The sequence below is a fragment of the Nonomuraea sp. NPDC050680 genome, from assembly GCF_040654555.1.
In the GTDB taxonomy this organism is placed as follows: domain Bacteria; phylum Actinomycetota; class Actinomycetes; order Streptosporangiales; family Streptosporangiaceae; genus Nonomuraea.
In genome coordinates this window covers 1-19,326 of the sequence record NZ_JBFAIF010000024.1, presented here as the reverse complement: position 1 = coordinate 19,326, position 19,326 = coordinate 1, and the positions used below count along the sequence as shown (strand labels likewise).

Annotated in this window: 17 protein-coding genes; 10 read left to right on the top strand and 7 right to left on the bottom strand. The window is 71.3% G+C overall.

Annotated features, from left to right (window positions below):
• Window positions 1-86 precede the first annotated feature (86 nt).
• Together AB0H88_RS44315 and AB0H88_RS44310 are read left to right on the top strand one after the other, a co-directional pair.
• Window positions 87-575 carry a DUF5946 family protein gene (locus AB0H88_RS44315; RefSeq protein ID WP_357654917.1) on the top strand — a complete coding sequence of 163 codons (489 nt, stop codon included), beginning with the start codon at window positions 87-89 and terminating at the stop codon, window positions 573-575.
• A 55-nt stretch (window positions 576-630) separates the two neighbouring features.
• Window positions 631-1,170 carry an AAA family ATPase gene (locus AB0H88_RS44310; RefSeq protein WP_357654916.1) on the top strand — a complete coding sequence of 180 codons (540 nt, stop codon included), beginning with the start codon at window positions 631-633 and terminating at the stop codon, window positions 1,168-1,170.
• Here AB0H88_RS44310 and AB0H88_RS44305 read toward each other — a convergent pair.
• The 3 genes from AB0H88_RS44305 to AB0H88_RS44295 all read right to left on the bottom strand — a co-directional run bounded on the left by AB0H88_RS44305 (window position 1,167) and on the right by AB0H88_RS44295 (window position 3,756).
• Entirely contained in the window at window positions 1,167-2,183 is a 1,017-nt protein-coding gene (locus AB0H88_RS44305) for an NADPH:quinone oxidoreductase family protein (protein WP_357654914.1), read from the bottom strand. The two genes, AB0H88_RS44310 and AB0H88_RS44305, sit on opposite strands and share 4 nt — an antisense overlap.
• 47 nt (window positions 2,184-2,230) lie before the next feature.
• Window positions 2,231-2,596 (bottom strand): MerR family transcriptional regulator, encoded by a 366-nt coding sequence (locus AB0H88_RS44300; RefSeq protein ID WP_357654912.1) that lies wholly within the window; start codon window positions 2,594-2,596, stop codon window positions 2,231-2,233.
• A gap of 131 nt (window positions 2,597-2,727) precedes the next feature.
• A complete protein-coding gene (locus AB0H88_RS44295; RefSeq protein WP_357654910.1) occupies window positions 2,728-3,756 on the bottom strand; it encodes a hypothetical protein in 1,029 nt (342 codons plus the stop codon).
• 203 nt (window positions 3,757-3,959) lie between these two features.
• Between AB0H88_RS44295 and AB0H88_RS44290 the strand changes: the two genes are divergently transcribed.
• The 4 genes from AB0H88_RS44290 to AB0H88_RS44275 all read left to right on the top strand — a co-directional run bounded on the left by AB0H88_RS44290 (window position 3,960) and on the right by AB0H88_RS44275 (window position 12,066).
• Complete coding sequence (locus AB0H88_RS44290) at window positions 3,960-4,964, top strand: ABC transporter ATP-binding protein (RefSeq protein WP_357654908.1); 1,005 nt, start codon at window positions 3,960-3,962, stop codon at window positions 4,962-4,964.
• Window positions 4,961-5,665 carry an ABC transporter ATP-binding protein gene (locus tag AB0H88_RS44285; RefSeq protein WP_357654906.1) on the top strand — a complete coding sequence of 235 codons (705 nt, stop codon included), beginning with the start codon at window positions 4,961-4,963 and terminating at the stop codon, window positions 5,663-5,665. The genes AB0H88_RS44290 and AB0H88_RS44285 overlap by 4 nt, the downstream gene beginning before the upstream one ends.
• A gap of 61 nt (window positions 5,666-5,726) precedes the next feature.
• Entirely contained in the window at window positions 5,727-9,110 is a 3,384-nt protein-coding gene (locus AB0H88_RS44280; RefSeq protein WP_357654905.1) for an FtsX-like permease family protein, read from the top strand.
• Window positions 9,111-9,177: 67 nt separating this feature from the next.
• Window positions 9,178-12,066: an ABC transporter permease gene (locus AB0H88_RS44275; protein ID WP_357654904.1), complete on the top strand. Its 2,889-nt coding sequence runs from the start codon at window positions 9,178-9,180 to the stop codon at window positions 12,064-12,066.
• A 64-nt stretch (window positions 12,067-12,130) separates the two neighbouring features.
• Here AB0H88_RS44275 and AB0H88_RS44270 read toward each other — a convergent pair whose 3' ends face one another.
• The 3 genes from AB0H88_RS44270 to AB0H88_RS44260 form a co-directional block, all read right to left on the bottom strand.
• Window positions 12,131-13,009, bottom strand: coding sequence for an SDR family NAD(P)-dependent oxidoreductase (locus AB0H88_RS44270; protein WP_357654903.1), 879 nt, complete (start codon window positions 13,007-13,009; stop codon window positions 12,131-12,133).
• Window positions 13,010-13,100: 91 nt separating this feature from the next.
• A complete protein-coding gene (locus tag AB0H88_RS44265; RefSeq protein WP_357654902.1) occupies window positions 13,101-13,679 on the bottom strand; it encodes a helix-turn-helix domain-containing protein in 579 nt (192 codons plus the stop codon).
• A 61-nt stretch (window positions 13,680-13,740) separates the two neighbouring features.
• Window positions 13,741-14,382 carry a TetR/AcrR family transcriptional regulator gene (locus AB0H88_RS44260; protein WP_357654900.1) on the bottom strand — a complete coding sequence of 214 codons (642 nt, stop codon included), beginning with the start codon at window positions 14,380-14,382 and terminating at the stop codon, window positions 13,741-13,743.
• A 242-nt stretch (window positions 14,383-14,624) separates the two neighbouring features.
• Here AB0H88_RS44260 and AB0H88_RS44255 point away from each other — a divergent pair, with 242 nt between their 5' ends.
• From AB0H88_RS44255 to AB0H88_RS44245, 3 genes are read left to right on the top strand one after another with little or no spacing between them, the layout of a single operon-like run.
• Entirely contained in the window at window positions 14,625-15,197 is a 573-nt protein-coding gene (locus AB0H88_RS44255; protein WP_357654898.1) for an RNA polymerase sigma factor, read from the top strand.
• Complete coding sequence (locus tag AB0H88_RS44250; RefSeq protein WP_357654896.1) at window positions 15,190-16,344, top strand: CU044_5270 family protein; 1,155 nt, start codon at window positions 15,190-15,192, stop codon at window positions 16,342-16,344. Before AB0H88_RS44255 ends, AB0H88_RS44250 begins: the two co-directional genes overlap by 8 nt.
• A gap of 20 nt (window positions 16,345-16,364) precedes the next feature.
• Window positions 16,365-17,255: a CDP-alcohol phosphatidyltransferase family protein gene (locus AB0H88_RS44245; protein ID WP_357654894.1), complete on the top strand. Its 891-nt coding sequence runs from the start codon at window positions 16,365-16,367 to the stop codon at window positions 17,253-17,255.
• Window positions 17,256-17,532: 277 nt separating this feature from the next.
• Here AB0H88_RS44245 and AB0H88_RS44240 read toward each other — a convergent pair whose 3' ends face one another.
• A complete protein-coding gene (locus tag AB0H88_RS44240; RefSeq protein WP_357654892.1) occupies window positions 17,533-18,414 on the bottom strand; it encodes an NBR1-Ig-like domain-containing protein in 882 nt (293 codons plus the stop codon).
• Between the two features lie 483 nt (window positions 18,415-18,897).
• On the opposite strand from AB0H88_RS44240, the gene AB0H88_RS44235 reads away from it, so the two are divergent.
• Window positions 18,898-19,242 carry a hypothetical protein gene (locus AB0H88_RS44235; RefSeq protein ID WP_357654890.1) on the top strand — a complete coding sequence of 115 codons (345 nt, stop codon included), beginning with the start codon at window positions 18,898-18,900 and terminating at the stop codon, window positions 19,240-19,242.
• Window positions 19,243-19,326: the final 84 nt, after the last annotated feature.

The window sequence follows — 19,326 nt, the reverse complement described above, 5'->3', positions numbered from 1 at the left end:
TGGCTCGTCCACGGCCTGCCGGCTCGGGCAGAGGCCAGTTGAAATGTCGTCGACAAGGCCGTTGCCGACCACCTATGGTGCGGACCGTGACAGATAATCCCAGCATGCGCCAGTGCGACTGCGGTGCGAGTGCCGGCCCGCTGGGCGTGTGCGTGGACTACTACCATGCGATCCTGGCCGAAGAGCAGGGCGATCCGCAGATGTACAGGTGGCACGCGCCCGTGGTGTGCGCGTACCTCCTGCAGCATCCTGCCAGAGCCCATGAGAAGTACCTCGACGGCCAGTTCCGCCAGCTGCAGTTCTACGTGGACAAGGGCCTCGACGCGCTGCTTCGCGCGGCGGCTCATCAGGTGGCGCGGAACAAGCACGGGGTACGGTCGGGCTACGACATGGCGCCACTCGAGGAGTACGCGCCGCTCCCGCAGGGCGGATCTCCTGGGCGTTTCCGCGCTACGTTCTGCGGCTTGCCGTTCAAGGGCGGCAGCTTCGTGTCCGATGGGCATCTGGCGTACGGACGCGGCATCGAAGCCATCGCCGAAGCGACTGTGGAGTCCTGGAGATCCGTCCAGTCCTGACGCAAGGCCGCCGGGCTGGGCGGCGCCCAGATCCGGGACGTACGGGAAGTGATTCATGAAGCGCTACATCCTGACCGGCACGCCTGGAGCCGGCAAGACCGCCATCCTGCGTTGGCTGGAGTGCGACGGCTACACCGTCGTCGAGGAGGCGGCGACAGATGTCATCGCCCTGCGGCAGGCCCAGGGCGAACCCGAGCCGTGGACGAAGCCGTCCTTCGTGGAGGCGATCATCACCTTGCAGCGCCGACGGCAAGAACAGGCCGCGGCCCTTCCCGGCGCGGTACAGATCTACGATCGATCGCCTGTCTGCACCTACGCCCTGGCTGTTCATCTCGGCCACTCCGTCTCGCCGGCGCTGTCCCGCGAACTGGAACGCATCGAAGCCCAGCAGATTTACGAAAAGAAGGTGCTCTTCGTACAGAACCTCGGATTCGTCACGCCGACCGACGCGCGGCTGATCACCTTCGAGGAGTCGCTGCGCTTCGAGCAGGTCCACCGGGACGCCTACGCCTCACTCGGGTACGAGTGCGTGTTGATCGCCCCGGGCGTGCTGACCGACCGGGTAGCGGCGGTCAAGAAGCAGTTCGGTTCCTAGCGCCAAGGATCAAGGCCGTGCTTGCCATGGGTCTGGCCTGCTTCGAGTTCCTGAAGCACCGCCGGCCCGTCGCCCAGGGGGTGAACGTGGGGAGTGCCGGGCGGGTACACGCCGTGGGCGATGAGCACCCCGATCTCGGTGAGCAGCGATCGGTAGATCGATGGAGCGGCGCTCGCCAGCGCACCGATGTGCAAGCCCTTGACCTGCACCTGATGGGTGAAGACCAGGTCGTGCGTGGTCAGAGTGGCGTCGCCGGAAGCGGCGCCGAACACGACGACGCGCCCGATGAAGGGCTTGGCGACCGACAGACTGGCCTTGAACGTGGCCTGTCCTACCGATTCAAGGACCAGGTCGACTCCGCCGGCCAGACGGGTGATCTCCTCGGCCAGGTCGGGGCGCGCACTGTCCAGAACTTCGTCGGCGCCGAGCGCTCGAACGGCGTCATGCTTGGCCGGTGAGGCCGTGGCGATCACACGCGCACCGTAGTGGCGGGCCAGGCGGACCGCGGCCTGCCCGACTCCTCCCGCGGCCGCATGGACGAGCACCGCGTCGCCTGGCTTGATCTCACCCAGCGGCTTGAGTGCCGCCAAAGCGGTCGCCCAGTTGAGCACCATGCCGAGGGCTTCGGCATCCGTCCAGCCGGACGGGACGGGAAGCGCCCCAGCGGCGGGCAGTGCCATGTACTGCGCGAAGGCCCCAGGGCCGGCTCCGATGACGTGGGTACCGACCTGAAGCGGTGTCTCGACGTCCGGCCCGATGCCCACGATCTCGCCGGCGGCTTCGAAGCCCGCGACATAGGGCGCCTGAGGTCCTCCTCCGTACGTTCCACGAGTCTGCATGACGTCGGCGAAGTTGACCCCTGCGGCGCCGACTCGGATCAGGTATTCGCCCGGGCCCGGGATGGGGCGACGACGGCCACTGGTGAGGATCAGATCCTTCGGCCCGCGGTGTGACCGCTGGAGCAGTGCCCGCATCGTCTGGTCAGAGGTGTGCTGGTGGTCGTTGGTCTTCATGTGCCGAAAGGTAGGAGCCTCACACTGACGTGAAGGTCAAGTCATGGTCACCGACCTGTTGGGCGGGCCTCGCGCAGGAAGGCGTCGAGTGCCGACTGCTGGGTGGTGAGAGCGGCGATGCGAGCGGCGAGCCGATCACGATAGCTCTCCACCTCATGGAGGAACTCGGCACACAGCGGATCGGTGTCGGCTACCGGTCCGTCGGTGAGGTGGGGCAGGGCTGCCTTGACCAACCGCACGGGCAGCCCGGACTCCAACAGCGAGCGAATAGCGTGGACCCGGTCGATGGTCGACCGGCAGTAGTCGCGGTACCCGTTGCCGCGGCGACCAGGGACGATCAAGCCTTCATCCTCGTAGTACCGCAACGACCGCACACTCACGCCGCTGGCACTGGCGGCTTCGCCGATCTGCATGTCTCAGACAACGTGCCGGCGCTCCGCGAGCTTCCGTGAAAGTTTCACCGGCAGCGCGCGGCTCACCGGCTGGGCCTTCACAACAGTGAGCCGGGACCGCGATCCCGATCCCATGCCGGTCGAACCGGGGGTCAGCGGCCGCTGCCCGCTACGAGGCCGGAGTAGTTGGCGAGCACCTTGACCTGGTCTGGTTTGCCGCTCTTCGGGGGGATGTGGGCGGCCACCTGGAACAGATCGGTGATCTTCATGTACGTGTAGTACTTGCCGCGCAGGATTCCGCTGTCCTTCTGGAAGACGTAGTTACGCTCCGGGCCCTGCCGCACGTCGTAGCGGATCGTGCGCTCGATCGTGGTGAAGGTCAGCGCTCCGCCGTCGGCGGTGCGCAGCGTGTACGACGGGTAGCGGGTGACCGGGCGGGCGGTGGACGTGATGCGCGCGTACTGGTTCATCCGCTGGCGCGTCTTCGCCGCCCCGGTGGTGATGCCGTCGGCGGCGAAGAGACTCTTGTCGGCGGCGGTGCCCTTGCCGACCATGTGGGAGGCGTACTTCTTCGCGAAGTCGGCGGGTGACATCAGCAGGCCGGTTCCGTCCGTGGGGCCGACCGCCGTGGCGAGGCCCGAGGCGTCGGCGGCGATCGCGGGCAGTTCATCGGTAGTGGTGCCGTCGAAGGTGTCGGGGGAGTACACCTGCCGCCAGCCGTCCGCCTGCCGGGCGAAGAGCAGGTACGTCGGTTCCTTCGCGGTCGTCGGCTTGCGCTGCCAGTGTGCCGTGGCCAGGAACCAGGACTGCTGCCCGGCGGCCGGCGCGCGGAACGCGGCGCGCGTGTAGCCGAACGGCTGGTACTTGATGGTTTTGCGCAGGATGCGGCTGGAGGTGTAGCTGGCCTTGTCGATGGAGAAGCTGGAGCCGCCTTCGTAGCCCGCCAGGAGCTCGTCGCTCCGGGCCTTGTTGGCGGCGTTGTTGCGCTTGACGTAGTCCGCGAGGACTGAGGCGGCCTCCTGGTCCGTGACGGCGCGAGCGGGCGTCGGGGCAGTGCTCGCGCTGGGTGTGCCCGTCGGGGCAGGATCCGCCTTCGCGCCGCCCATGCCTGGCAGGCCGGAGCATCCTGCGAGCAGGCACCCTGCCGTGACCGCGCTGATCGTCCAGCCGTACCGTCGCACTTCTGTACCTCTAACCACTATGGGACTAAAGGGCACAAAAGTAGCAGCAGTGATGTCAGGTGCGTTATTGGGGCTCGCGGCCAGGGCAGCCGGTTACGGCTCCCTCGCGGAGTGTGAGCGCCCACAAGAGCCTGTTGGCCGGGCGTATGGGGACTCTATAGAGTCTGGCCAGAGATCAGCGCGACTCCGGACCGGAGGAGGGGATGTCCATCAAGCCGCTTTCCCTGCCGCAGCCGCCTCAGAGGGCGCCGGAGTTCGGGCGGGACGCGCTGATCGTCTGCGAGAGCCTGGTGCGGATCTACCAGTCCGGGTCGGTCGAGGTGCAGGCGTTACAAGGGCTGGACCTGCTCGTGGACAGCGGCGAGATGGTCGCCGTCGTCGGGGCGTCGGGGTCGGGCAAGTCGACGTTGCTGTCCATCCTCGCCGGGGTCGACGCCCCCACCGCCGGGCGGGCACGCGTCGACCGGTGGAACCTGCTGGCGATGTCCCGGGCCGACCGTGTGCGCTACCGGCGGCGTACCGTCGGATTCGTCCGGCAACAGACGGCCGGCAACCTCGTGCCCTACCTGACCGCGCGGCAGATGGTCGACCTGCCGATGACGGCGGCCCGCACGCCGGCCCGCAGGCGCCGGGCCCGCGCCGCCGAACTGCTGAGCACCCTTGGGGTCGCCGACTGCGCCGACCGGCGTCCCGCGCAGTTGTCCGGCGGACAGCAGATGCGCGTCGCCATCGCGGTGGCCCTCGCCAACGAGCCCCGCGTTCTGCTGGCCGACGAGCCGACCGGCGAGCTGGACTCCGCCACCTCCGCCGAGGTCTTCGGGACGTTACGAGAGGTCAACCGCCGGCTCGGCGTCACCGTCGTCATCGTGACCCACGATCCCGCGGTCAGCGGCCAGGTCGAGCGGACCGTGGCGATCCGCGACGGACGCACCAGCAGCGAGGTGCTGCGCCGCACCGCCACCGGCGCCGACGGCGACACCCACATGATCGCTGAGGAGTACGCCGTGATGGACCGTGCCGGACGGGTCCAGGTGCCGCGCGACTACCGGGAGGCGCTGGCGCTGACCAGACGGGTCCGACTGGCGCTGGAGGCCGATCACGTCGCGATCCGCCCCGATCTTGATGGGGTCGATCATGTCGCGGTCCGCCCTGACCTCGACGGGGCCGATCACGTCGCGGTCCGCCCCGACCTCGATGGGCCCGCATGAGCGCCGGTCCGGCCGACAGGCCGCTGCTCGCCGTGCGTGGCGTCCATCGGCGCTTCGGCAGGGGCTCGACCGCCGTCCACGCTCTGCGGGACGTCACGTTCGACCTCGCCGCAGGCACCATGGTGGCTCTCATCGGCCGGTCCGGCTCCGGGAAGACCACATTGCTGAACGTCATCGGCGGTCTGGACCGTCCGGACTCCGGGACCGTAGTCGTCGACGGTACCGATGTCACAGCCCTCGACGAGGACGGCCTGTCCCGGTTACGGCGGGAGAAGGTCTCTTACGTGTTCCAGACGTTCGGCCTGATCCCGGTGCTGTCGGCCGCCGAGAACGTCGGCGCCCCGTTACGGCTGGCGCGCCTCCCCGCGGCGGAACGCGAGCGTCGGGTCGAGTTGTTGCTGGAGCTGGTGGGTCTGGCCGACCACGCCCAGCAGCGTCCGGGTGAGCTGTCCGGCGGCCAGCAGCAGCGGGTGGCGATCGCCAGGGCCCTGGCCGCCTCACCCCGGCTACTGATCGCCGACGAGCCGACCGGGCAGTTGGACGCCGAGACAGGACTGTCGGTGATGGCGCTGCTGCGCGGAGTGGTGGAGTCCGAGGGCGTGACGGCGCTGGTGTCCACGCACGACCCGACGATGCTCGCGCTGGCGGACCGGGTGATCCAGATCAACGACGGGCGGCTGGACGGGCGGGAAGCCTCGTGATCGTCCAGAAGCGGCGGGCGGCTGGACGGGCGGGAAGTCTCGTGAACGTCCAGAGTCGCCCGTGCTGAGGCTGCTCGTCCACCGAGCCCGCGCGCAGTGGCCACTGCTGGCCGCCCTCCTGGCGGTCGCCATGGTCGGCCCCACCCTGCTGGGCGCCTGCGCCCTTCTCATCACCCGCACCGCCGAGCAGGCGTTGGAGGCCGCCGCGTCCCGCGCCGCTCCCGATCAGGTCGACGTCACCGCCTACACCGTCACGGTCCGCGGACCGGACGCGCGATCCGTCGCCGACGACACCCGCCGCGTACTGACCTCGGCGCTGGCTCCGTTCGCCGCGACGACAGCCGCGCGCGCGTCGTCGGTGATGCGGTCGCTGCCGACGACGCGGGCCGGCGGCGACGGCGTCCCCGCTGAGACCTACCTGTCGGCGGTGGAGGACCTGCCGGCCCGCGCCGCGTTGGTCACTGGACGCTGGCCGCGAGGCGCGACCGACACGGCGAACCCTGCCGTGCCGTCGAAGTCCGGCGTGGCGCACCCCGCCGTGCCGCCGAAGTCCGGAGCGGCGCACCCTGCCGTGCCGTCGAAGTCCGGCGCGGCGCGCTCCGCCGTGCCGCTGGAGGCCGTCGTGCTCGAGCCCACCGCGCGGCTGCTCGGCCTCACCCTCGGCAGACGCGTCCGCCTCGGCGCGGAGCTGGGCGACGACCCCGCCCGGACGGTCGAGGTAACCATCGTCGGCGTCGTACGCCCGCTGCCGGGCACCGGCTGGGACCGCGACCCCCTCGCCGCCGTCGGCTACGACCTCGCCTATCGCGACGGCCGCTCCGTGCGGCCGGTCCACGCGTACGGGCCGTTCATCGTCGACCTCGCCGCCCTGCTCGCCGGTGGCTCCACCATCGACCGGCTGGAGATCACCGCCCATCCCGACCTGTCCACCCCCACCCGCCGCGGTCTCGACACCGCCGCCGAGGCCGTGCTCGGCGCCGACCGCCTGTTGGCGCGTACCCTCGGCGACCGGGTGCGGATCGAACGCGTCGCCTCCCGGTTGCCGTCGACCCTGCTGTCCGCCCGCGACCAGCAGCAGGTCACGGCCGCCGCGGTACTCACCGTCGCCGTCCTCGGCGTCGTCCTGACCGCGACCGCCCTCGCCCTCGCCGGCCGGCTCACCGCCGGCGTGCGCGCCGACGAGACCGCTCTGCTGTCGGCGCTGGGTGTCAGCCGCGGGCAGTTCGCCGCCGCCGCCATCGTCGAGGCCGGCGCACTCGCGGTCCTGGCCGCCGCGCTCGCGATCCCCGCCTCTTCCGTCCTGCACGCCGGCCTGACCCACCTGCCGCCGCTGGCGGAGGCCGGGCTCGCCGTCCATCCGGTCGTGACCGGCTTCCATGTGCTCGCCGTCGCCGGTGGCGCGCTGGCGCTCGCGGCAATGCTCGTCGTCCTCTCGGTGCGGCCCATCCCCGTGGCCGGCGACCGTCGCCACCGGCGCGAACTGCTGGCCCGCTCCGGGGCCGATGTGCTGCTCGTGGCGTTCGCCGTAGTGGGCTGGTGGCAGCTGCGCGATCAGCCCACCGGCTCCGGCTCCACTGTCGACGCCATCCGCGTGCTCACTCCCGCGCTGCTGCTCGCCGCCGGCTCCGCGCTGGCGTTGCGCCTGGTGGTGCCCGCGCTGCGCGGCGTCGAGCGGCTGGCGCGCCGCGCCCGTGGGCTGACGCTCCCGCTGGCCGCCTTCGAAGCCGCCCGTCGGCCGCAGGCGGTCGCCGCGGGGCTGCTGATCGGCCTGGCCTGCGCGGCCGCCACGTTCGGGGTCGGCTTCGACGCCACGTGGCAGCGCTCCCAGCATGACCAGGCCGACTTGGCCGTCGGCACCGACCTCGCTCTCACCCTCACCGCGCCGCCGGAGGCCGGGCAGGGCGCGGCTGTCGGCGCGGTCACCGGAGGAGCGGTGAGCCCGGCCACCGACCGTGGCGTCGCGGTCGGGCAGTGGCTCGGCAACGCCGGCGACGTACCGCGGCTGGTCGCCGTCGACACCACCCGCGCCGCGTCCTTGCTGCGCGGCCGGCTGAACGATGGCCAAAGGTGGACGGACGTGGGCGCCGCTCTCGCGCCGCCGACTCGCGCCACCGGCGTCCCCGTCCCGAAACGCGCCGTGCTCACCCTCACCGGGAAGGCGACCGGCACAGGGATGGCGACCGGTACGACCCCGCTCATCGTCACCCCCCGGCTGCTGCTGCAGGACGCCACGGGCTTGCGGATCCCCTGCGATGGCGCGCCCGTCCCGCTCGACGGCAAGGCGCATTCGCTGCCGGCCTGCGCGAGCGCCGAAGGGCTGCGGCTGGTCGCGGTGTCCCTCCCGTTCGCGCCCGATCTGGGGAACGTCGGCTTCGGCTACTCCGATGCGCTGGCGGAGCTGCCGGCCGGGGCCGGCGACAGCCGCGTCGCCGTCACCCTCACCGTGCCGGAGACCCGCGACCCCGCCCGCGCCTCAGAGTCCGCCTCAGCCGGCGCGGTGACCGGGTCGCCGTGGAGTGCCACCTCCGTCGAGCCCGCCCCCGGCCAACTTGGCGATCCGGCCGTCGCCCTCGCCCGTACCCCGGCCGGTGTTCAGCTGAGGATGACGACGACCGTCGGGCTCAAGGGCCCTCCGGACGCCGCCCGAACCCTGGTCGCCACCGCCTTTCCGGTCGCGGGGCCGGTGCCCGTCGCCGTCTCCACCCGCTTCGCCGACGAGGTCGGCGCCCGTCGCGGCTCCCGGCTCACCCTTACCGTCGGCCTCACCCCCGTGCTGGTCAGGGTGACCGAGGTGCTGCCCACCGTTCCGTCCGCCCCGGGCGCCGCGGCGATCCTGGCCGACTCGGACGCCCTCTCCCGCGCCCTCGTCGGCCGCGGCAACCTCGACTTCCCCGTGGACGCCTGGTGGGTCGGCAACCCCGACCGGACCGACGCCGCCGTTCGCGTCGCCGCCCTCCGCCTCGGCGCCGTCACCACGCGCGCATCCGAGACGGCCCGCCTCACCGGTGGCCCCCTGCGCGCCGGGCTGCCGGCCGCGCTCCGGCTGCTCGTCCCGGCCACGACCCTGCTGCTGCTCGCCGGCGTCGTCCTGCATGTGACCTTCGACCTGCGGACCCGCGCGCTGGAGGTGGCGCGGCTGCGGGGCCTGGGGATGACCCGGCGGGAGGTGCGTGCCGTACTGCTCGGCCAGCACGTCGGCGTCCTGGTGCCCCTGCTCGCGACAGGCGCGGCCGTCGGCGCACTCGCCACCCGTGTCGTCGCGCCCCTGCTCGTCCGCTCCGACACCGGCGCCGCGCCCGTGCCGGCCGCCCTGCCCATCTGGCCGTGGGCCGCCGAGGCCGGCTTGTTCGCCCTGCTGCTGGCCGGGTGCACGCTCGCGGTGACCGTCGTGGTCGTCGTGCAGGCCCGCCGCGTCGACGTCGCGTACCTCCGGGTGGCGTCGTGAGGCATCTGTGGGCGGCGTCATGAGGCACCTGCGGGCACGGCTTCGTGAGGCATCTGCGGGTGACGTCGTGAGGCGGCGCACCGGCCTGTGGCCGGTCGGCCGCTGGTGGCCGACCGGCCTGCACTGGCCCAGCATCCGGGGGCGCGCCCGCGCCGACGCCGGGTCGCTGCTCCTGGCCGCCGCGGTCGTGGCGGTCGTCACCCTGCTCGCCGGCGCCGTACCGCCGCTGCTGCGCGCGACCGCCGACGAGGCCGTTCAGGACGGGGTCCGCCGCGCCGGTGGCGACGGCGACATCCTGGTAGAGGCCCGGATAGAACGCGATGACGGGCCCAACGGCGGACGTGTCCGCGCTCCCCGGCTCGCCGAGGACGTTGACGACCTCCGCGACAGGGCGACGGACGAACTCGGGCCCGGCCTGCGGGCCGCGCTGCATCCGCCCGTCGCCACCGTCATCAGCCCCACACTCAAGATCACCGATGGCAGCGTGCTGCGCACCTTCCAGCTCGCCTACCTGGCGAAGGGCGACGGCGGCGACGGTGGGCCGCACGTGAACGGCACCGGTAGTGGGCCGCACGTGAACGGCACCGGCGGTGGGCCGCACGTGAACGGCACCGGCGGTGGGCCGCACGTGATCTGGATCGCGGGCGGCCCGCCCCGGTCCGCCGTCCCTGAGGCGGACGACCACGTCGAGGCGCCCGTCATGGGGCAGCCCTGGCCGGTGCAGGTCGGTCTGTCGGAAGCGGACGCCGACGCACTCAAGCTGCGTCCCGGTGCCCGCATCCCACTCAAGGACGACGAGGGAGGCGTGAAGAAGGTCCTGGTCAGCGGCATCTTCCGAGCGACGGACAGCACCGACCCCGCCTGGCGGTCGGCCCCCGCGCTGCTGCATCCCGTCTCCGGTGCGGATGGTGTGGGCTCCACCCGGCTCGCCGGCCTGCTGTCGCGTGACTCCCTGCCCGACGCCCGCCTCGCCTTCGACCAGGACGCGCTACGGCGCGTCGTCCGGTTCACCCCCGATCCGAGCCGGCTCACCTGGGACTCCGCCCAGGCGATCTCCGCGAAGGTGGTCGCGCTCAAGGCGACCTCCGGCTCCTCCGGCGCCCTCGACGGCTCCCTGAAGTGGGAGACGGGGCTCGACGGCGTACTGCGGAACATCCGAACCCAGGTCGGCGCCGCATCCGCGCAGGCGTCGGTCCTGCTCACCGGCGTGCTGGCCGCCGCGGTCCTGGTCCTGCTGCTCGCCGCCGACCTGCTGGTCCGCCGCCGCGCCCCGGCGCTGGAGGCCGCACGGCAACGAGGGGCGGCCCTGCCAACGCTCGGCGCCGAGCTGCTGATCGAGTCCGCCGTGGTGGCGCTGACGGCCGCCGCGGCCGGGCTCGCGCTGTCCCGCGCGGTCGTCCCGGACGCCTCCTGGGAGTGGGTGCTCCCCGTGGTGCTCGCCGCTGTCATCGCCGGCCCGGTGTTCGGTACGCTCGCCGCCGCCCGTGCCACCCGCGACCGGCGGGTCCCGGCCAACCGGACCGCGCGCCGCTGGGCCCGCCACACCGTCCAACTGCGCCGCGCCGCCCTTGAGGTCGCGGTACTGATCGCCGCGGTGGCCGCCTTCGTGGCGCTGCACCAGCGCGGGATCCTCCCTGCCGCCCTCGCTCCCGGCGGCGACGTGGCCGGTCCGGGGCTCGGGCTGGGGGGTGGCGGGCCGCTGCCCGCGAGCGCGCCCGCTCTTGGCGCTCTCGCCGGCACGCTCGTCCTGCTACGACTGCTCCCCGCGGGGCTGGGCCTGGTGCTCAAGCGGGCCCTGCGCTCACGCCGTCCGTTGGCGGTGTTCGGCACCGCGCGGGCGGTCGCGACGTCCGCGCGTGCACTGCCGCTTCTGGTCCTGGTGACCTCCGCCGCCTTGGCGTCGTTCGCGCTCACCCTGGACGCCACCGCCGGCGACGGCCTGGCCGAGGGCGCGTGGCGTACCGTCGGCGCCGATGCCCGCCTCGACGTCGTCCCCGCCGCGGCCGGTTCCACACCCGACGTGGTCCGGCGCATCGCCGCCGCGCCAGGAGTCCGGCAGGCCGTCGCCGCGCAGGTCACCGACAGGGCGCGGATCGTCGCCGACTCACAGGTCGTGGCTCCGCGCCTGGTGATCGTGGACGCCTCCGCGTTCCGGCGGCTGCTCGCCGCCACCCCGCTGCCGGACGCGCCGGCGCTCGCCCGGCTCGGGGCGACCGGTCACGGGGACGTGCCGGCCCTGGTGCGCTCGGGCGACGGCGGCCTGCGGTCGGGCATGCGGCTGGACCTGCTCCGGGACGGTGCTCCGGCCATCCGGCTCACCGCCGTCGGTACGGCACCCGCTATCGGCGACGCCGGTGACGTCGTCCTCGTGGACGCCGCTACGCTCCAGGCCGCCGGTCTGCCCTCCGTACCCAACACGGTGTGGGCGACCGGCCCCGGAGCGGCGCGGGCGGTCGCCGCGAGCGCCGTCGACGCGGCCACCGTGTTGCGCGAGGACGTGCTGCGTGCCCGCCGAGCGGCGCCGCTGACCTCCGGGCTGCTGACGTTGGCGTGGGTCTCGGCCGCGACTCTGCTGGCCCTGGGGCTGCTGGGTCTGGCTCTCGGCGCTTCGGCGAGCGCGCCGGAGCGATGGCAGACCCTGGCCCGGCTGCGCACCCTCGGTCTGCGGCCGCGGGACGCTCGGTGGATCGCCGCGGGGGAGTTGCTGCCGCCGGTGCTGGTCGCCGCCGTGGCCGGCCCACTGATCGGGGTGCTGCTCGCCCGTCTGATGCTCGGCTCGCTCGCGCTGCGGTTGCTCACCGGGCAGGCCGCTGACCCGGCCTTGGTGCTGCCGTGGTGGCGGCTCGGCCTGGTGACCGTCGCGTTGCTGGTGGCGGTCGCCGTCGTGGTGCCCATCGAGTCGGCCCTGCGGCGCCGTCGGCGGCTGAGTGAAGTGTTGCGCGCGGGCGACGGATAGCCGGCGCCCGCAGCCTGGCAGGATGCCCTTTGCCAGACTTCGTTTGAGGCGGCGTCTGCGCAGCTCAGGTGAGGGTGAGGGGAGCCAGTTGCCGGCTGAGCCGGAGGACGGCCTGGATCGTTCGGGGGTCGCGGCTGGCTCGGAAAGGGGCGACAGGTCGGGCCTCTGGGCCGATGACCAGGCCTGTCTGTCCGTCCAGCGAGGCGTCGGTCGCGGCGAGGATCGATGGCCGGGCGGCCACGGACGCGGGGCCGGAGGTGGCGCGTTCGAAGGTCCGGCGGACCAGTGGCCAGAGCAGGCGCAAACCCGGCGAGACGATCTTGGGTGAGCGCATGGTGCCGTCCGTCATGTCGGTGGCGGCGCCGCCGGGGTCGGCCGCGAAGACCGAGACGCCCGTGCCCCGCAGTCGCTCGGCCAGGTCCAGCGTGTATGCGAGGTTGGCGAGCTTCGCCCGGCCGTACCAGTGGAAGCCGTAGTAGCCGCCCGGCGGCTCGACCGCCGCGAAGGTGCGCTTGGCGGTCCTGATCGAGCCGGAGGTGACGTTCACGATCCGGCTCGGCCCGCCGGCCTGGAGTGAGGCCAGCAGTAGCTCGGTCAGCAGGTAAGGGGAGAGGTGGTTGACGGCGAACGTCGCTTCGATCTGGTCCGTCGTCTGTTGCCGGTCGGCGAACATCGCCCCGACGTTGTTGATCAGAACGCTCAGTGGCCCCTCCGCTGCCAGCTGGGCGGCGAGGGCTCGTACGGCGTCGAGCGATGCGAGGTCGGCGGCCAGGAACCTCGCCTCCGCTCCGGGCACCGCGGCGCCGATCCGTTCGACCGCTTGGGCGCCGCGCTCGGCGTTCCGGCCGACCACGGTGACTGCGTAACCGGCCGCCGCCAGCCCGATCGCGGTTTCCAAGCCGATTCCGCCGGTCCCCGCCGTCACTACCGCCCGTCGGTCCATGGCTCCACCCTTCAGCGCCTAAGCGGATAGCTATCCGGTTCTCTTGGCGTACCGTAGCACAAGCGGATAGCTATCCGGTTGGGTGCGGGTATCAGCGCGGCGGGCGTAGGCCCTCAAGGAGGACGTCGAGGTAGAGCTCGGCGTACCTGGAATCGCCGTCACCGGAGCGGACCGCGTGCTGGACGCCGCAGAGCAGGCGGCGGATGTCGTCCGCCTCCAGGCCATGCCGGACGGCGCCGGCTTCGCGGGCGCGATCGAGCAGCTCCTCGATGGCGCGGTCGAGCTCGGTCTTCATCGCCGAGGTCTGTGCCCCGGCGTCGCCGGCGGACTCGAGCACGGTCGCGAACCCGGCGTCGTCCAGCGCGCGTCCAAGCGCGAAACGCAGCAAGCGGTGCAGACCGGTGAGGGCATCCTCGTCGGCCGCCGCGTTCTGCGCCTCGGTGACGAGCTGCTGGAAGCGTTCGGCCGACAGCGCCTCCAGCAGCGCGTGCCGGTTGGGGAAATGCCGGTACACGGTCCCGACGCCCACCCCCGCGAGCCGGGCGATGGTGTTCAGCTGGAGTGAGTCGTCACCCGCGGCCAGCTGCTCGCGGGCGACCCGCAGCACCCGTGCGCGATTGCGCGCGGCGTCCGCGCGCAACGCTGTGCCTTGTCCGGCTTTCGGTGCCACAGGGTCAGCCTAATGAGCTTTCCGGTGTCACAGGCTCACGCTGAGGCAGCCGCGAGGCCGATCACTCGTCGGACGGTGGTTCGGCAGTGGGGGCGAGGTCGAGAAGGCGCTCGAGCAGTTGGTGCATGTGAGCGCGAAAGCGCCGCAGTGTGGCGGGGTCGTCGGGGCGGCGACGTTGTCCTGTCATGTCGACGACCCCGCTGAGTGAGAACCCCTGGATGCACCAGACCATCGTGTACGTGGTGAACCGCGCGTCGGCGTGTACGGGCGCCGCCAGGGCGGTGATGGTGTCGACGGCGTGCTGGGCCAGCGGCTGAGCGGCGAGCGACTCCAGCTCTTCGATGTCGCTGGCGTCGGAGAGCCATCGGTGCATCCATAGCGCGGGCACCTCGGGATGTTCGACGCACAGGTCGATGTAACCGTCGATGAACCGGTGGAGGGCGGCCGGCCGCTCCTCGGGTGCGGCCGCCTTCAGCTCGTCGGCTCTCTTGTCGATGACGGCCGCGAAAACCTGGTGGGCACGTTCCATGACCGCCAGGTAGAGGTGGCGTTTGGTGGGGAAATGCGGGGTGATGGCGGCCGTGTCCAGCCCGGCGGCCTCACCGATTTGACCGATGGAGACGCCGTCGTGGCCGAGCGCGGCGAACAGCCTGGTCGCCACCCGCAGGATCAACTCCCGCTCATTGTCTTCTGGAGAGGCCATGGACGCGACCATAGGACCGCGCTGTCGCCGGGCCTACTGCTCGATCGGCAAGCGCGGGTAAAAGTCGGAGCTGCGGAGCGGGGTGCCCGCCGTACGGGGATTTAAGGGGACAACGGGGGATATTTCGGGAAACTTCGTGCTGATTTTGAAAGAAGTGTGAAGAGGAGTCGGGGGTTCGGCGGAATAGAGGTGTACCCCACAGAAGGGACACCATGCGAATGGCCGCTCCCCCGGACGTGCCAGTGACAGACGATGACGCCGCGCTCATCGAGCGGTCATGGCACCACCCGGAAGCGTTCGCCGTGCTCTACGACCGCTACTTCGAAGAGATACACCGGTACGTCTCCGGACGGCTCGGCACGCAGATCGCCGATGATCTGGCCGCCGAGACGTTCCTGGTGGCGTTCAGGAAACGGCAGACGTTCGACTCCGCCCGCGGTGCCGTACGGCCTTGGCTGTACGGGATCGCCACCAACCTGCTCGCTCAGCATCGAAGGAGCGAAACGCGCAGGCTGGAGGCTTTTCAGCGGGCACCTGCCGGCGAAGTGGCGGATGACGGGCACGAGGACAGGGTGACGGCGAGAGTGGCCGCCGCGAACGCACAGGGGCGGCTCGCGACAGCGCTTGGACGTCTCTCCGCCGGCGATCGCGACGTGCTCCTCCTCGTCGCGCTCGCCGACCTCACCTATGAGGAGGTCGCGCAGACGCTCGACATTCCGTTCGGGACCGTCGGCTCGCGGCTCAACCGGGTGCGTAAGAAGCTCCGCAGGGCCCTGGGCGGCGTCAATCCGATGATCGGAGGGTTCGATGGATGAACTGAACGACCGTCCGGACGAGCTGGCCGCCGTACACGATCTCCTCTCGATGCCCGGTCCTTCATCCGAGGTCGTCGACTCCGGCCGGGCCAGGCTGCTGGCGGCGCTGACCGCGCCACCTCAAGCCCCGCAGCGGGTACCGGCGCGAAGGAAGCGGTCGCGGTGGTGGGCGCCGGTCCGCAACGGGTTGATCGGGGCGGCGTCGGCGGTCGCGCTGGCGCTCGCCGTGGCCGTGCCCTCGAACTCGCTGATCGACCTCTCGCCTGTTCCCGCCGTCTCCGCCTCCGCCCCGCCGACCGCCAGGCAGATCCTGCTCGCCGCGGCGATCGCGATGGCCACGGCGCCGTCCGACGGCGCCTACTGGCGCACCGACGTCGTGACCGGGCAGCTGATCCTCTCTCCCGACCGCCGGTACGTCGTCAAGCGCCAGTCCACCCGCGAGACCTGGCTCACCAGGAAGAACGGTGAGCAGGATCGCTGGACCGGCCGCTACCTCGGCGCGCGACCGGCGACGTCCCAGGACGAGGCGGCGTGGCGAACCGCCGGGTCGCCGAGCCGCTGGCAGTACCCGGCGGACGTGACCGGCCTGGGCCGCGTCTCTCCGCAGGCGCTGGTGGAGGCGGCGCCCGGTCCACCGCAGGGCGGACCGCACCGCGTCGGCTGGCGGAACGCGGACGGCATCCTGACCAAACAACTGGTCAGCTGGACGGCCCTGAGTACGATCCCGAGCGACCCCACGGCACTACGCGCCTTCCTTGTGACCCACATCGCCCGGGAGAACGGTGCGTACGTCGGGCGCGAGATGGAGGCCGAGCTGCGCGAGAGCTGCCTGGAGATCATCACCGGGCTGCCGGTCTCGCCCGAGGTGCGCGCCTCGGCGTACCAGATCCTGGCCTCGATGCCCGGTATGAAGCCGGAGGGCGCGGTCACCGACCCGCTCGGCCGGGCTGGCCTAGCCCTGAGCTACCAGGTGATGAGGGACGAGCGGCTCAGCGACGAGCGGCTCGTCATCGACGCGGAGAGCGGGCTGCCGCTGGCCACGGAGACGCGGAGCGTCAGCCGGGGGGCCGGCGGCCGGGACGTCGAAATTGGCTCTTTCACCGCATATCGACAAATCGGCTGGACGGACGAAGGGCCCGCACAGTGACAACCTTCACTTTGGACGACGTGCGCACGCTGACCTACAAGGCGCGGGACGCCTGGTGGACGGTGTTCCTGGTCGATCCGCTCGCCGGTCGGCTGGTGGTCGGCCTGGCGAACCGTACCGCCATCACGCCGAACCAGGTCACCTGGGGCGCCTTCTTACTCGGGCTCGGCTCGGCGGGCTGCTTCCTGATGGCCGACGGCTGGGCGTGGCTGGTCGCCGGCGCCGTCCTGTATCACCTGAGCTTCGTGCTGGACTGCGTGGACGGCAAGATCGCCCGGCTCAAGGGCACCGGCACCGTGCTGGGCGGCTGGCTCGACTACGTCTTCGACCGCATCCGGGTGCTCACCTGCGCACTGGCGCTCATGTGGGGGCGCTTCGAGAGCACCGGTGAGGAGTTCTACCTCGTCCTCGGCATGCTCGTCGTCTTCCTCGACATGCTCCGGTACGTTGACGCGCTCCAGATCGCGAAGGTACGCCGCCAGATGCGCCGCAAACTGGACGACGCGATCGAGGAGGCCACCGGCGTCCCGGCCGTCTCCTTGGAGAAGCCGGACCTGGAAGAGACGGGTCTCGACTCAGGCGAGATCCGCTCCGCCGACTCGGTGGACCTGCAGCAGAACTTCCGTACGCACTTCTCCTGGTACATCCGCATCCGCGACTGGCTGCGCGACCACCGCGTCCGAGCTCATCTGATCAGCGGTATCGAGTTCCAGATGGCGGTGTTCATCGTCGGCCCGCTCACCGGGTGGATCGTGCCGGTGACCATCGGTACGGCGGCTCTCCTGCTGGTCTTCGAGGCCGCGATCATGTTCAAGCTCTACCTGTCCTCCCGGGACCTCACCCGGGCACTGGCGAAGATCCGCTCGACCCCGATCCGGCCCACGGCACCGGTGGCTCAGCCGCACGGCTAGCGCCGGCCGAATCACGCGTGAACCCCCGCCCCCGATCACCCGACGGCGGTATCCCTCGGCCGGCGTCAACTCGTCTGTGCGGCATGGGATGTGGGCCGCGTGGGACGCCACCGGTTGGGGCATCTGTGGACGTAGTTGACACTTCGGTCGGGACACGCGATCGGGCAGCTATCGGGTGCGGGGGAGATGCGGGCCGTGGGATGAACCGGCCCGCTCAGAAAGGGGTACGGCGGCGCGGGGCTCCTAGGTTCATCCAACCGTCGGAAAAGCCGGCGGATCAGTGCCCGCTTACCCGAACGTCCAGGAACACCGGCCGCTTGTGCGGGAACAGTTCCTGGCCCTGCGCATCGGTCATCTTCCAGTAGATGCGGCAGGTGCCGGGTTTGTCCGGAGCGCGGACCTGTACCGCGATGTCCGCGGTTTGGCCAGGTGCGGTCGGCGGTATGCGCACCGTTTTGGGGGATCGGCAGGGCCCGGCGTTGATACGAGCCAGATGCCTGCCCGCCCAGGACGTCGTCCCGATGTTGCGAATGCGCCACACCTTCTTGAACGACGAGCCCGGCCGCACTTCCGAGCCGTCCGGGTACGTGATGTCACCCACGAATTCGGAATCATCCTTCGCGGGCGTGCTCGCTGCCGGCGGCGTCGGGGGATCATGCTGGCCCGCGTTCGTCGCCAGATGGAAGCCGGTCAGGCCGGCCATGATGATCGCGATCGCCGCCGCGATCATGGCGCTGACGAGGACGCGCTTCCGCCGCGTGGACGGCGCCGGAGCTTTGACGGCTTCGGCTGTGGTGGTCGGCGGCGCTGGAGCTTTGACGGCTTCGACTGTGGTGGTCGGCGGCGCTGGTGCGGGCTCGTCGTCGGCCGCCGCTCCGTCGACGCCGGCGGCGTCGTCAGCGGAGAGGACCGCCTTCGCGCGCTCCCAGAGCTCCCGCCACTCCCGTTCGGTCTCCTCGGGATCACGCCCCAGCCGATCAACCGCGAGCACCCGGACGAACTCCCACGCGGTCTCCCAACTCGGTAACTTCCGCCCCTGGGCCGCGCTGGCCAGCGACGACTTCGAGGCCGCCGCGCCGAGCCGAGCGGACATCTCGGCGTACGAGGGATCGCCGGCTTCCTCTTTCAGCCTCAGGAGCCGGTCGGCGAAGGCCCCCACCGCACCCGAATCCGGATCAGGGCGTATTGGCTGCCGTCCCCGGCGCTTACGATCCTGAGCCGGCACCTCGACCCCACTTCGCCCCGTTCACTCTTCCCCCGTTCACTCTTCCCCCGTTCACTCTTCCCCCGTTCACTCTTCCCCCGCTCACGCTTCCCCCGCTCACCCGCGACACCGCCGGCGCCTGCGTACCGGTCAGTACCTTCCAAATTATCTGACGCGACAAGTCAACGATCAGTTCAGATCAGCGCAGGTCGACGCGCAGGCGTGATTTGTCCAATGTCCAGCGTCGGCCTCGTGGAGCAGCCTTGGACAAAGATCGCTGGATGGCCCCTTCCTCCTGATGGCATCGTGGCGGAGGTTCCTCGGCGAACACACCCGCGCGGCACCGGCGCCCCCCAAGCGCATCTCTCCTGAGCGCGTCGTCCTCAGCTGCCTCGTCTCAGCGAAGTGACCGCATCACTCCAGAGAAGGAGATTTCTCATGTCCACCATTTCTCGTATGGCGAGCCTGCGCACCCGTGTCGCTGTCGTCGCCACCTCAACCGTCATGGTCGCCGGACTCGGCGTCGGCCTTGGCGCCGCTCCGGCGGCGGCGGACGTTCATCGCGGTGTCAGCGGCTGCTTCGCCTGGTCTTGGGGAGACGGCAATACCTCCGTGACGGTGTACTGGCACAACCGGTGCGGCAACAAGCGCAAGTTGAAGATCAAGTACAGCCTCGGCTGGACCTACAAGAACTACACAGCGGTGGTCAAGTCCGATGGGAAGGGCCATAAGAGGTTCCAGACCGCTTCGATCGTGTCCATCAAGGACGGGGGCCGCGCCTAGCCTGCGGGGGCAGGCGCTTGGGGGTGCGGGGCCGGCACGCCCCGCACCCCCGGCCCGCCCGCACTCGCGCGCCGCACCCCCGGG

Bases quoted from the DNA above. Each gene is read 5' to 3' on its own strand.
- AB0H88_RS44270 (WP_357654903.1), bottom strand. From the start codon at position 13,009: ATGGACCGACGGGCGGTAGTGACGGCGGGGACCGGCGGAATCGGCTTG.
- AB0H88_RS44235 (WP_357654890.1), top strand. From the start codon at position 18,898: ATGTCCACCATTTCTCGTATGGCGAGCCTGCGCACCCGTGTCGCTGTC.
- AB0H88_RS44250 (WP_357654896.1), top strand. From the start codon at position 15,190: ATGGATGAACTGAACGACCGTCCGGACGAGCTGGCCGCCGTACACGAT.
- AB0H88_RS44310 (WP_357654916.1), top strand. From the start codon at position 631: ATGAAGCGCTACATCCTGACCGGCACGCCTGGAGCCGGCAAGACCGCC.
- AB0H88_RS44260 (WP_357654900.1), bottom strand. From the start codon at position 14,382: ATGGCCTCTCCAGAAGACAATGAGCGGGAGTTGATCCTGCGGGTGGCG.
- AB0H88_RS44305 (WP_357654914.1), bottom strand. From the start codon at position 2,183: ATGAAGACCAACGACCACCAGCACACCTCTGACCAGACGATGCGGGCA.
- AB0H88_RS44290 (WP_357654908.1), top strand. From the start codon at position 3,960: ATGTCCATCAAGCCGCTTTCCCTGCCGCAGCCGCCTCAGAGGGCGCCG.
- AB0H88_RS44285 (WP_357654906.1), top strand. From the start codon at position 4,961: ATGAGCGCCGGTCCGGCCGACAGGCCGCTGCTCGCCGTGCGTGGCGTC.
- AB0H88_RS44300 (WP_357654912.1), bottom strand. From the start codon at position 2,596: ATGCAGATCGGCGAAGCCGCCAGTGCCAGCGGCGTGAGTGTGCGGTCG.